Origin of the sequence: Roseateles saccharophilus (genome assembly GCF_031458095.1) — a bacterium.
GTDB lineage: Bacteria > Pseudomonadota > Gammaproteobacteria > Burkholderiales > Burkholderiaceae_C > Pelomonas > Pelomonas saccharophila_A.
In genome coordinates this window covers 1-12,252 of record NZ_JAVDXU010000001.1, presented here as the reverse complement: position 1 = coordinate 12,252, position 12,252 = coordinate 1, and the positions used below count along the sequence as shown (strand labels likewise).

Below are 12,252 nucleotides of genomic sequence, written 5' to 3'. Positions count from 1 at the left end.
GGGCTCAACCCTATCCTGCGCCTGCAATTTGGTAAGACCAATTGCCGTTCCCTGGAACGCTCATCAAAACAGGAGACAAGCCTTGGACATCAGAAAAAGCCTGCTGCTCGCAGCGGCCACGTTGGGAGCGCCCGTCTGGGCGCAGACATGTCAACCCAGCGCGACCACGCCCTATCTCAACATCAATGGCACGACCTCCTGGGCCGTGAAAGCCTCAGCCTCGCTGAACGCCGGCTCCCGCGTCGTGCTGGGGCCGCAGCCCGTCTCGGGCAGTTGGTCCTGGAGCGGTTGCGGCGCCTCCGGCACCTCGCGCGAGCAGACCCTCAAGCTCACCGCCAGCTGCACCGCCACGGCGACCTACACCAACAGCTGCGGCGCCAAGACTACCCAGTCGTACAACTTCACCGTCTGGCCGGCCATGGCCTCCAACGCCGGCAAGTTCATCATGGTCGACCAGTTTGGCTATTTGCCGAATTCGCGCAAGGTGGCCGTGCTGCGCTTCCCCAAGGTCGGCTATGACAGCAACCAGAGCTACTGGCCCCAGCAGCTCCAGGTGGTGAATGCCGCCACGAGCGCCGTCGTCTACACCGCCTGGCCTCAGGACTGGAACGGCCTGCAGACCGACGCCTCCTCGGGCGACCAGGTCTGGCATTTCGACTTCAGCAGCATCACGACGCCGGGCACCTACGAGATCGTCGACTCGACGAATAACCAGCGCTCGGCCCGTTTCGAGATCGGCGACAACATCTACCGCAACGTGCTGATCCAGGCCGTGCGCATGTTCTTCTACCAGCGCGCCGGCCAGACCAAGAGCGCCAACAACGCGGGTGCCGGCTGGGCCGATGCTGCGAGCCACCTGAAAGCCGGCCAGGACACGCAGGCGCGGCGCTTCCTCGACCCCAACAACGCCAACACGGCACGTGACCTGCGCGGCGGCTGGTACGACGCCGGCGACCTGAACAAGTACACCAGCTGGGCAGCGGCCTACGCGCAGGACCTGGTGGAGGCCTACGTCCAGAACCCGACGGTCTTCACCGACGACTTCAACATCCCCGAGTCCTGGAACGGCATCCCCGACATCCTGGACGAAGCGAAGTGGGGCCTCGACTGGCTGGTGCGCATGCAGAACAGCGACGGCTCGGTGTTGTCCATCGTCGGCCTGGCCGGCGCCAGCCCGCCGTCCGCCGCCACCGCGCCGAGCTACTACGGCGATGCCAGCACTTCCGCCACGCTGGCCAGCGCGGCGGCCTATGCGGAAGGAGCCAAGGTCTTCGCCAGCCTGAACAACACGGCGATGAACACCTATGCCGCCGACCTGAAGACGCGCGCCCAGCGCGCCTGGACCTGGGCCCTGGCCAACCCCAACGTCGTCTTCCGCAACAACGACGCCGCCAATGGCACCAGCGGCCTGGGTGCCGGCCAGCAGGAGACCGACGATGCCGGCCGCGCCGAGCTGCGCCTGATCGCCGCCATCAAGTTGTTCGCCGCCACCGGCGACACGAGCTACCGCAACTACGTCGACGCCCACTACACAGAGGCACCGATGTTCGCCTCCTACTACCTCTCGGCCTTCAACGCCGGCAATGCGCGCAACCTGCTGTACTACGCCGCCTTGCCGGGCGCCACGTCGAGCATCGCCACGGCCATCCGCACGCGCTACCTCGACCTGTGGGGCCGCAGCGACTACGGCGGCTGGGGCGCCATCGACGCGAAGAAGGACCCCTACCGCGCCTACATCGACAGCTACACCTGGGGCAGCAATGCCGTGAAGGCCAATGCGGGCACGCTGTTCACCGAGGAGGGCTACTACGGCATCAGCCGCCATACGGCCGACGACGTGTCCAACGCGGCGTTGGACTATCTGCACTATCTGCACGGCGTGAATCCTCTCGGCAAGGCCTACCTGACCAACATGGTCAGCTTCGGCGCCGAGAACTCGGTGAACCAGATCTTCCACACCTGGTTCGCCGATGGCAGTGCGCAGTGGGACAGCGCCGCCACTTCCACCTACGGCCCGGCGCCCGGCTATCTCGTCGGCGGCCCGAACTACGGCCAGTGGGACTGGGACTCGCGCTGCCCGGGCATCTCCGCGGCCTGCGGCTCGACCCGGCCGACGCCGCCCTACGGTCAGCCGCCGCAAAAGTCCTACCTGGACTTCAACGATGGCTGGCCGCTGCAATCGTGGCCGATCAGCGAGCCGTCCAACGGCTACCAGACCAACTACATCCGGCTGCTGGCCCGCTTCGTGAAGTGAGGCGCTGAAGCCTTGGGGACGGCCGCCGCTGCGTGTCAGCGGCGACCGTGCCCTTCAATCGAAGGTGACGCGCAGCGCGCTGACGTGGCGGCTGGGCAGCCGTTCGGGCATGTCGACCTCCAGCGCCTGTGCGTCCTGGCGGAAGCGCAGCGGCCCGGCGCCCAGCAACTCGACCCGGCGCACCGGGCGCGGCTCGTGGGCATTGCCGCGATGCAGCAACGCGATCTTCACGCTTCCCTTGGGTTCACCCAGCGTCAGCGCGTACAGCGCGCCGCCGCGGGTCGTGAAGCGGATGTCCTGCGCCGTGTAGGCCGTGTCTTCCTGGAAGGCCCCGCTGGCGGCCTGGGTCGGGCCTTCGCCGTAGACCTTCCACGGTCGCGTGCCGTGGATGGCCTCGGCGTTGACCTTCATCCACGCGGCCATCTCCGTCAGCAGCCGATCCGACTCGGGTGCCAGCGAGCCATCGGCGCGCTGCACCACGTTGAGCAGCAGGTTGCCGTTCTTGCTGACGATGTCGGCCAGCATGGTCAGCACCTGGGCCGGCGTCTTGTAGCGGTCGTGCTCGGAGAAGAACCAGTCGCCGTTGGAGGTGTCGGTCTGCCAGGGCAGGGGGTTGATGCCTTCGAGCACCCCGCGCTCGACGTCCTGCACGCCGATCTCGCGGATGAAATCTCCGGAGCCCAGCGCCTTGTGGTTGTACACGGCCTGCATCTCGCCGTTGCGGCGCACCGAGGTGTTGAAGAGATGCGCGATGGCGGCCCGGCCGACCTCGCCGAACGGGATGCCGCCGTCGGAGTACAGCAGGTCCGGCTGGTGGCTGTCGATCAGGTCGACGATGCGGCGGTACCAGATCTCGTGGAACTTCGGGTTGGTCGTGTACCAATCGCCGCCGCGGTTCAGATAGGGCGTGTCGTGCGGCTCGTGGTAGAGGTCGAAGTTCTCCGGCTTGGCGCCGTCATAGGCCACGCCGAGCTTGGGCCAGAACTGGTCGCATTGATGGCTGGTCCACCACCAGTTGTGGCTGGCACCCAGATGTTCCGACACACCGAAGCGCAGCCCGCGCTTACGTGCGGCCCGGGCCCAGTCGCCCACCACGTCGCGCATGGGGCCAAGCTTGGTGGCATTCCAGCGGTGGTGCTTGGAGTTCCACAGGTCGAAGTTGTCGTGGTGAACGCCCATCGAGACGAAGTACTTCGCGCCCGCTGCCACGTAGCGGTCCATCAACGCCTCGGGCTCGAAACGCTCGGCCTTCCAGCGCGGGATGATGTCCTTGTAGCCGACCTCCGAGGGGTGGCCGTAGGTCTTCACATGGTGGTCGTAGTGCGGATGGCCGGGCACATACATGAAGCGGGCATACCAGTCACCCTGGCCCGGCACGGCCTGAGGGCCCCAGTGCGACCAGATGCCCAGCTTGGCATCCCGGAACCACGTGGGCACCACGGACGAGCGCAGGGAGTCGGTCGCGGCGGAGAAGGGGCCGGCCGACGCGGGCGGCGGCTTGTAAGCCGCGGGCGCCGGGCGCTCGCAGGCCTGGGCCTGCGCCAGGCGTGCGGCGCCGAGGCCGGCGGCCGCCAGCAGCGGGGTGGCGAGGAAAGTGCGTTTGCTCAGTTCGGACATGTCGTCTCCATCTTGTTGCTTGTCAGTGTGTTCAGCGGTAGCGGTTGACCAGGGCTTCCAGCGTGCCGTCGGCCTGCATGCGGTCGATGGCGCGGTTCAGGGGCGCCAGCAGGGCCGCCTTGTCGGGAGACAGGGCGCAGCCCAGCTGGTAGCGTTCGACCTCGATGGCCTCGCGCAGGCCGCTGTCCGGGTTGTCTCTCAGGAAATAGTCGAGGGCTGCGCGGTCGGTGACGGCGTAGCGGATGCGGCCCAGGGCCAGCCGGCGCAGATTGGTGGTTGCGTCGGCCACGTCCTCGCGGCGTATGGCCTGCATGAAGGCCTGGTCGAGGATGGGGTAGCGATAGCCCAGCACCGTGCCGAGGGGCTCGTCCCTCAACTCGTGCAGCATCGTCACCGGCGGGGCGGTCGGATGGGCGGCGACGATGCCGGTGCCCGGCAGGAAGGCATGGGTCCAGAGCACCTTGTCCTCCAGCCAGCCCGGCTTGACATAGCAGAGCAGGTCGGCCGCGCCAGAAGCCACTGCAGGCCCGGCGCGTTTGCTGGGTAGGGGAATGAAGCGGGCGCTCAGGCCCACGCGCTCGGCCAGGGCTTCGCCGACATCCTTGAGCAGGCCTTCGGCGGGCTGTGCGCCGGCCATTCTCAGCAAGGGCATGGACTGGTTGGTGGGCGCGACGATGCGCAGCACCGCCGGGTCGGCGGCCTGGGCAGTCGCGCCGCCCAGCAGCGCGGCGGCCAGCATCAGCCGTCGGCAGGCTTGCATCACGACGCTGAGGCCCTCAGCCCTTGCGGCGGTTGTAGACGTCGAAGACGACGGCAGCCAGCAGCACCACGCCCTTGATGACCTGCTGCCACTCGATGCCTATGCCCAGGATGGACATGCCGTTGTTCATGACGCCCATGACGAAGGCACCGATGACGGCGCCCGTCACCTTGCCGACGCCGCCCGAGGCCGAGGCGCCGCCGATGAAGCAGGCGGCAATGACGTCGAGCTCGAAGCCCAGGCCGGCCTTGGGCGTGGCCGTGTTCAGCCGCGCAGCGAAGACGAGGCCGGCCAAAGCCGCCATCACGCCCATGTTGATGAAGCACAGCAGGGTCAGCCTTTCCGTCGGGATGCCCGACAGGCGGGCCGCGCGTTCATTGCCGCCCAGGGCGTAGATGCGCCGTCCCAGCGTCGTGCGCCGGGTGATGAAGACAAAGACGGCGATCAACACCACCATCAGCAGCAGCACATTGGGCAGGCCCTTGTAGGAGGCCATCAGCCAGACCAGGGCGGCCAGCGCCGCACTCTGCGCGAGCAGCCGCAGCAGGAACAGGGGCAGGGGTTCGGCCGCGGCGCCGAGTGAAGCGGCCTTGCGGCGAGCCAGCAGCTCACGCAGCGCCAGCAGGGCCACGCCGCCCAGGCCCAGGGCCAGGGATGCCGGGTGCCCCACCGTGCCGGCCAGCTCCGGCAGGAAGCCGCTGGCCAGGCCCTGGAAGCTGTCGGGGAAGGGACCGATGGATTGACCGCTGAGCAGGGCCAGCGCCAGACCCTTGAAGACCAGCATGCCCGCCAGGGTGACGATGAAGGAGGGAATCTTCAGCCAGGCCACGAAGGCCCCCTGAACGGCGCCGATGACGGCGCCCGCCACGAGGCAGGCGAGCATGGCGGGCAGCACCGGCCATTCCATCTGCACCATCAGCACGGCGCCCAGCGCACCGATGAATCCGCACACCGAGCCGACGGACAGGTCGATGTGGCCTGCCACGATGACGAGCAGCATGCCCAGCGCCATGACGACGATGTAGCTGTTCTGCAGGAAGAGATTGGTCAGGTTGAGCGGCTGCAGCAGGGTGCCGTCGGTGAGCACCTGGAAGAAGCCCATGATGCAGACCAGGGACAGCAGCATGCCGTAGTCGCGCAGATGCGAAGCCAGGAAGTTGCGCAGGGAAGAGGGAAGCATGGCGGGATTCAGTGGGTGCCCAACAGGGCGTGCATGACGGTTTCCTGGGTCGCGCCGGCGGTCGGCATCTCGCCGACGAATTCGCCCTCGTTCATCAGGTAGAGGCGGTCGCACATGCCGAGCAGTTCCGGCAGTTCGGAGGAGATCATCAGGATGGCGCGGCCCTGGGCGGCCAGTTCGGCGATCAGGCTGTAGATCTCGAACTTGGCACCGACGTCGATGCCGCGCGTCGGCTCGTCGAGGATGAGCAGGTCGGGGTCGGTGAACAGCCACTTGGACAGCACGACCTTCTGCTGGTTGCCGCCCGACAGGTCGCCCACCGGCTGCTCGACGCCGGCGCAGCGCGTGGCCATGCGGCGCCGGAAATCATTGGCCACGGCATGCTCGCCGGGTTCATCGATGACGCCAAGGCGGGAGATGCCTTCCAGGCGGCACAGGCTGGTGTTGTGGGCGATGCTGTCCTGCAGCACCAGGCCCAGGGCCTTGCGGTCCTCGGTCACATAGGCCAGGCCGGCCTGGATGGCGCGCCGGACCGTGGAGACATCGACCTGCCGGCCCTTCATCCAGGCCGAGCCGCGGATGCGCCGCCCCCAGGAGCGGCCGAAGACGCTCATGGCCAGTTCGGTGCGGCCGGCGCCCATCAGGCCGGCGATGCCGACGATCTCGCCGCGGCGCACGTTGAGGTTCACGCCCTTGACCGCCTCGCGGCCAACGTGCAGCGGGTGTTCGACCCACCAGTCCTTCAATTCGAACAGCAGCTCGCCCGGGTTGGGCTGGCGCCGGGGGTAGCGGTCCTGCATCTCGCGGCCCACCATGGCGCGGACGATCTCGGCCTCGGCCGGCGGCGCATGGCGGCAGTCCATCGTCGTGACGGTGGCGCCGTCGCGCAGCACGGTGATGGCGTCCGCCACGGCGGCGATCTCGTTGAGCTTGTGCGAGATCAGCACGCAGGCCACGCCGCTGGCGCGCAGCCGCTTGAGCAGCTCCAGCAGCGCCGCGCTGTCGTCCTCGTTGAGGCTGGCCGTGGGCTCGTCCAGGATGAGCAGCCGCACGTCCTTGGCCAGGGCCTTGGCGATCTCGACCAGCTGCTGCTTGCCGACGCCGATGTCGCCCACCAGGGTGTTGGGCGACTCCTGCAGGCCGACTTGCTGGAGCAGTTCGACGGCGCGCCGATGCGTGCGCTGCCAGTCGATGACGCCGGCGCGGGCCTGCTCGTGGCCGAGGAAGAGGTTCTCGGCGATCGACAGCTGCGGGATCAACGCCAGCTCCTGGTGGATGATGACGATGCCGCGGGCTTCGCTGTGGCGGATGCCGCCGAACTGCTGCAGTTCGCCGTCGAACCAGATCTCGCCCTCGTATTCGGGATGCGGATAGACGCCCGACAACACCTTCATCAGCGTCGACTTGCCCGCACCGTTCTCGCCGATCACGGCATGGATCTCGCCATGCCGCACCGCGAGGTCGACATGGCGCAGCGCCACCACGCCGTGGAACTTCTTGCCGATGGCGCGCATCTCGAGCAGCGCGCCCGGCTGCACAGGGGCTTGCATCACTTCAGCTGGCTTTCCTTGTAGTAGCCGCTGTCGACGAGAACCGACTTCAGGTTCGTCGAATCGACGGCCACCGGCTTGAGCAGATAGGACGGCACCACCTTGACGCCGTTGTTGTAGGTCTTGGTGTCATTGACCTGGGGCGTGCGACCCGAAAGCGCGGCGTCGACGAGGTCGGCCGTCACCTTGGCGAGCTGGCGGGTGTCCTTGAAGACCGTGGAGGTCTGGTCGCCGCGCAGGATGGCCTTGACCGAGGGCAGGTCGGCGTCCTGGCCGGTGATGACGGGCATGGGCTGGCTGGGCGTGCCATAACCGACGCCCTTCAGCGACGAGATGATGCCGATGGACAGGATGTCGGCCGGCGCCAGCACGGCGTGCAGCTTGTCCTTGCCGTAGAAGGCCGACATCAGGTTGTCCATGCGGGCCTGGGCGGTGGCGCCGTCCCAGCGCAGGATGCCCACCTTCATCGCGCCCAGCTGCTTGCTGCGCACCACCAGCTTGCCACTGTCCAGATAGGGCTTGAGCACGCTCATCGCGCCGTCGTAGAAGAAGCCGGAGTTGTTGTCGTCGGGCGAACCGGCGAACACCTCCAGGTTGAACGGCCCCTTGCCCTGCTTGAGGCCGAGCTTGTCGACGATGGAGTTGGCCTGCAGCACGCCGACCTGGAAGTTGTCGAAGGTGGCGTAGTAGTCGACGTTCTTGCTGCCGCGGATCAGGCGGTCATAGGCGACGACCTTGACGCCTTTCTCGGCGGCCTTCTGCAGCGTGCTCGACAGCGTGCTGCCGTCGATGGACGCGATGACCAGGGCCTTGACGCCCTTGGTCACCATGTTCTCGACCTGGGACAGCTGGACGGGGATCTCGTCGTCGGCGTACTGCAGGTCGGTGTTGTAGCCCAAGGCCTTGAAGGCCTTGACCATGTTCTCGCCATCGGCGATCCAGCGTTGCGAGCTCTTGGTCGGCATGGCGATGCCGACGGTGCCCTTGCCCTGGGCCAGCACGGCGGCGGACGGGGCCAGGCTCAGCAGCAGGCCGAGGGCGAGGAAGGTGGTGCGGCGCATGTCGTCTCCTTGTGGTGTGTGCGCTCAGCGGAACAGCCGCTGGGCGAAGTGGTACAGGTTCTCGGCCCAGCTCTCGCGGTCGTGGCCGTACTCGTCGACGTTCCAGACGTGGGCGACGCCCAGCGCCTTCAACTCGCGATGCATGGACTGCGAGACGTTGATCAGTCCGTCGCGGTTGCCGCAGGACAGATAGACCAGTTTGAAGTCGCCCTTGCCGTGCAGCAGCTCGGCGGCGGGGCGGGTGTTGGGGGCCGAGGAGAAGCCGCCGACCCAGGCGAAGGTCTCGCGGTGGCTGAGGCCGAAGTTCAGCGATTGCCCGCCGCCCATCGACAGGCCGGCGATGGCGCGGTGGTCGGCGTTGGCGAGGGTGGCGTATTTCGCGTCGATGGCCGGGATCAGCGAATTCAGCAGATCGGCCTCGAAGCTGGCAAAGGCCGCGATGTGATCGGGGGTGAAGGTGCGCTCGGCCGGCGGCGGCGCGTCGTCGGCCCGGGCCCGGCCATTGGGCATGACGACGATCATGGGCTGGGCCTGGCCCTGGGCCAGCAGCCGGTCCAGCACGGCCGTGCCGCGCACATAGCCGCGCCACTCGTGCTGGTTGCCGCCGATGCCGTGCAGCAGATAGAGCACGGGGTAGCGGCGCTGCGGCGAGTAGCCGGGCGGCAGATAGACCAGGGCCTGGCGCTGGGTCCGGGTGACGGCCGAGTCATAGCCGAACTCGACGACCTGGCCTTGCGGCAGGGCCGGGTTGGCATCATCGAAGCCGGCGGGCGGCTTGGGGAAGGCGCGCACGTCGTCTGCCGCCAGCACCACGGTGCGGTTGAAGTTGGCCCGGGCTTCGGCCTGGCCGTCGGCCTGCTGGGCCTGTGCAGCCGTGGTGATCAACAGGGCCAGCAGGGCTGCACGGCGCTTCATGCGGCTACCTTCTTCAGGCTCAGCAGCACGACGTCGTGGCTGCGCAGCTTCAGCGTGACCGTTGCGCTGCCATTGGCGCCGACCTTCACTTCGCGCTGCACTTCGGGCTTGTCGGTCGTCAGCGCCTGCAGCTCGGCCAGTTGCCTGGCGTCCAGGTTCTTCGGTGATCCCATCTTCAAGTAGGCGGTGTGGGCATCGTTGATCTCGAAGCCGGTGCGGCGCTGCGTCAGCTGGTAGCGGCCCGGCGGCAGGTGGCGCAGCTCGACCGTAGTCGTGCCCACGTCATGCGCCGGCCGCGGCTTGCCGAAGAAGCTGCGGTTGCTGACCTTCTGCTCGGTATTGCGCCAGTCCCAGACCAGAGCCTGGACCTGCTGGCCGTCCGTCGCGGCCCAGCTGAAGCCGTCGCTGCTCGGCACTTCCTTGCCCTGCAGGGCGGCCAGATAGCGGTAGGCGAACCACACCGGCTTGCGGATGCCCTCGCGCGTCATCAGGCCGAAGCCGCCATGGAAGGGCGCGTCCGGCGGGCCGGGTTCCTCGAAGAGGTCGCTGTAGACCCAGTAGCTCATGTGTTGGACCAGGCCCTGGCTCTGCTTGAGCTTGGTCAGCACATAGGGCGCGCTCATATAGCTGTCGTGCACGAGGTCGCGCGGGTTGTAGCTGGTGCTCCACTCGGTGAAGAACAGGGGCAGGCCGGGCAGGTGCGAGGCCTCGATCTGCTGGCGCACGCGCTTCACGTCGCCCACGATGGCGTCGGGGTTGGGCGACAGCATGCGGTCCTCCTGGCCGAACTCGTCCAGGTAGCCGTGGTCCACGCCATAGGTGTGCGTGGTGATGAAGTCCACCGGCGTGTCCGTCGCCTTGGCGTGGGCCAGGAACTCCGGCACCCAGGCCGCGCCGGCCGTGGACGGGCCGCCGACGCGCAGCTGCGCATCGATCGCCTTCATGGCCTTGGCCGTGCGCGTGTAGAGGTCGAAGTAGGCCTTTTGGTCGGCCTTCTCCCAGAAACCATCCAGGTTGGGCTCGTTCCAGACCTCGAAGTACCAGCTGTGCACCTCGGCCGCGCCATAGCGCTGCAGGATGTGGCGGGTGAAGGCCTCGATCAGTGAGACCCAGCCGGTAGGCTCGGGATGGGAGGTGTTGCCGGCCCAGTAGAAGATCTTCAGGTCGGACGTCTTCAGCGCCAGTGGCGTGAAGCCCAGCTCGACGAAAGGCTTGATGCGGCGGGCCAGCATCGCGTCGTAGAGCTTGTCGATGCCGCTGAAGTCGAAGACCAGCTGGCCGCTGGCGTCGCGGGTCACCGTCTTGAAGACATCGTGGAAGATGGCGTGAAAGCGCAGATAGCGAAAGCCCAGCTCGTCCACGGCCGTCTTCAACTGCGCGAGCGCATCCTCGCGGTAGGTCGTGCCGGGGTAGTCGGCGCCGACGCAGTGGTCGAAGAAGCGGTCCAGCGGCTGCTTGGCCAGCGCGAGGTCGAAGACGATGCGGCGCTGCGGTGCGGCGGCGATGGCAGTGGACATGAGGGGCAGGGAAGCGGCGGCGGCCAGCAGTTGGCGGCGGTTGGAAAAGGTCATGGGTTCGGTCCTGGGTTGGCGGGACGGTCGTTCATTTACGGCACATCTGGCTGATGACGTTGGGCGCCGTGGCGGTGATGAGGCCGAGCCGATAGGGCAGTTCGATGTAGTCGTATTTCCTGTCCTTTTCCATGTCCAGGCCTTGGTACAGGAATCTCAGCGGCTTGCAGGGATCGATGCTCAGCGTCTGGTCGACGCCGTCGCGGATCATTTCGCCGTGGGACACGCCTTCGGACCAGGCTCGGCCGGGGAACTTGACGTTGTCCGCGCCGGCGAACACGTTCATCTCGCCGGGGACGGGCTTCCACGCGCCGTCCAGACGATCCGCCGTCCAGGCACGGAAGTAGCGGCCGCCCGGCCGCATGGCCTCGATCAGCGTCAGGTACTGGCCAGTACCGGCGATCTTGTAGGTGTTGCTGGCTTCGAACAGGTCCTCGGTCTTTTCCTTCATGACGACGACGGGTTCGGAGAAGCCTTGAGGGAAACGCTCGATCGCCGTTTCGGCGCGGAAGAAACTGCCGCCGTCGTTGGTGAAGAAGAGATGGCAGTTGCGGTCGTCGCAGATGTTCCAGAAGTCCAGCCAGCCGGCCTCGCCCTTGGCGTTCTTCACCGACTCCGGGACGTTCGGGTAAAAGGGCTTCGGCGCCGTCCACGAACGCGGATCGTTGATGTCACGGGTCGTGGAATACAGCGGGTCGCCGCCCTGGTAGATCAGATACCAGAGCTTCTGCGGCGCGAAGTAGAAGACCTGAGGTGCCGCGCGGTAACCGGGGCCGATGGGCGACTTGTCCAGCATGAACAGCGGCGCCTGCGGCGCTTCTTCCCAGCGGGCAAAGCTCGTGTAGGCCATGCCCCAGCCGTTCTTGCCCGCCGTGGTCATGAAGACGTGGTAGCGGCCATCGTGGTAGACGATGGACGGGTCCTTGACGCCGAAGATGTGCTTGGCGTCGGCCGGCGGCCTGATCAGCGGCTCGCTGGATTTCCATTCGAACGCCACGGCCTGCTTGGCGGATTCCGCGGCGTGGGCGAGGGGGCTCAATGCCAGGCAGGACGCCAGCCAGAATGTTCCGAACGCTGGCTTCGTCATACCTTGCCCCGGGTGGCTTCCAGCTTGCCGCGGATCTCGGCCATGCGCGCCTCGGTCAGCTCAAAGCGCAGCAGCGAGAACAGCGCCAGCACCAGGCCGATGACCGGGATGGTGGACAGCAGGATGCGGATCATGAAGATGGCGTCCGGGGCCTGCGCGCCCTCCAGCTTGGCATCGAAGCCGGTGAACTGCAGGATCCAGCCCGAGGCGCCCGTGCCCAGGGCAATGCCGACCTTGGAGATCCAGGACTGGCAGGC

At 67.2% G+C, this 12,252-nt stretch carries 10 protein-coding genes; 1 reads left to right on the top strand and 9 read right to left on the bottom strand.

Annotated features, from left to right (window positions below; genetic code table 11):
• Positions 1-82: 82 nt before the first annotated feature.
• On the top strand, positions 83-2,254 hold the full coding sequence (locus J2X20_RS00050; RefSeq protein ID WP_310259060.1) for a glycoside hydrolase family 9 protein: 2,172 nt from the start codon (positions 83-85) through the stop codon (positions 2,252-2,254).
• Positions 2,255-2,308: 54 nt separating this feature from the next.
• Here J2X20_RS00050 and J2X20_RS00045 read toward each other — a convergent pair whose 3' ends face one another.
• From J2X20_RS00045 to J2X20_RS00005, 9 genes are all read right to left on the bottom strand, one after another.
• A complete protein-coding gene (locus tag J2X20_RS00045; RefSeq protein WP_310259059.1) occupies positions 2,309-3,871 on the bottom strand; it encodes an alpha-L-fucosidase in 1,563 nt (520 codons plus the stop codon).
• A gap of 31 nt (positions 3,872-3,902) precedes the next feature.
• Entirely contained in the window at positions 3,903-4,631 is a 729-nt protein-coding gene (locus J2X20_RS00040; protein WP_310259057.1) for a substrate-binding periplasmic protein, read from the bottom strand.
• A gap of 16 nt (positions 4,632-4,647) precedes the next feature.
• Positions 4,648-5,811, bottom strand: coding sequence for a multiple monosaccharide ABC transporter permease (gene mmsB, locus J2X20_RS00035; protein WP_310259055.1), 1,164 nt, complete (start codon positions 5,809-5,811; stop codon positions 4,648-4,650).
• Positions 5,812-5,819: 8 nt separating this feature from the next.
• Positions 5,820-7,361, bottom strand: a complete 1,542-nt coding sequence (gene mmsA, locus J2X20_RS00030; protein ID WP_310259053.1) for a multiple monosaccharide ABC transporter ATP-binding protein — start codon at positions 7,359-7,361, stop codon at positions 5,820-5,822.
• Positions 7,361-8,422, bottom strand: coding sequence for a multiple monosaccharide ABC transporter substrate-binding protein (gene chvE / locus J2X20_RS00025; protein WP_310259050.1), 1,062 nt, complete (start codon positions 8,420-8,422; stop codon positions 7,361-7,363). Before chvE ends, mmsA begins: the two co-directional genes overlap by 1 nt.
• Before the next feature lie 24 nt (positions 8,423-8,446).
• The gene (locus J2X20_RS00020; protein ID WP_310259048.1) at positions 8,447-9,337 is read right to left on the bottom strand and encodes an alpha/beta hydrolase; all 891 of its coding nucleotides are present in this window, start codon (positions 9,335-9,337) and stop codon (positions 8,447-8,449) included.
• Complete coding sequence (locus J2X20_RS00015; RefSeq protein WP_310259045.1) at positions 9,334-10,908, bottom strand: GH39 family glycosyl hydrolase; 1,575 nt, start codon at positions 10,906-10,908, stop codon at positions 9,334-9,336. The genes J2X20_RS00020 and J2X20_RS00015 overlap by 4 nt, the downstream gene beginning before the upstream one ends.
• Positions 10,909-10,939: 31 nt before the next feature.
• Entirely contained in the window at positions 10,940-11,947 is a 1,008-nt protein-coding gene (locus J2X20_RS00010; RefSeq protein ID WP_310259043.1) for a glycoside hydrolase family 62 protein, read from the bottom strand.
• A 44-nt stretch (positions 11,948-11,991) separates the two neighbouring features.
• The coding region (locus J2X20_RS00005; RefSeq protein ID WP_310259040.1) for an MFS transporter at positions 11,992-12,252 on the bottom strand (261 nt) is incomplete at its 5' end.

What these genes read in the sequence shown, in the direction of transcription:
- J2X20_RS00045 (WP_310259059.1), bottom strand. Translation starts at nt 3,871, where the DNA reads ATGTCCGAACTGAGCAAACGCACTTTCCTCGCCACCCCGCTGCTGGCG.
- J2X20_RS00015 (WP_310259045.1), bottom strand. Translation starts at nt 10,908, where the DNA reads ATGACCTTTTCCAACCGCCGCCAACTGCTGGCCGCCGCCGCTTCCCTG.
- mmsB (WP_310259055.1), bottom strand. Translation starts at nt 5,811, where the DNA reads ATGCTTCCCTCTTCCCTGCGCAACTTCCTGGCTTCGCATCTGCGCGAC.
- J2X20_RS00020 (WP_310259048.1), bottom strand. Translation starts at nt 9,337, where the DNA reads ATGAAGCGCCGTGCAGCCCTGCTGGCCCTGTTGATCACCACGGCTGCA.
- mmsA (WP_310259053.1), bottom strand. Translation starts at nt 7,361, where the DNA reads ATGCAAGCCCCTGTGCAGCCGGGCGCGCTGCTCGAGATGCGCGCCATC.
- J2X20_RS00040 (WP_310259057.1), bottom strand. Translation starts at nt 4,631, where the DNA reads ATGCAAGCCTGCCGACGGCTGATGCTGGCCGCCGCGCTGCTGGGCGGC.
- chvE (WP_310259050.1), bottom strand. Translation starts at nt 8,422, where the DNA reads ATGCGCCGCACCACCTTCCTCGCCCTCGGCCTGCTGCTGAGCCTGGCC.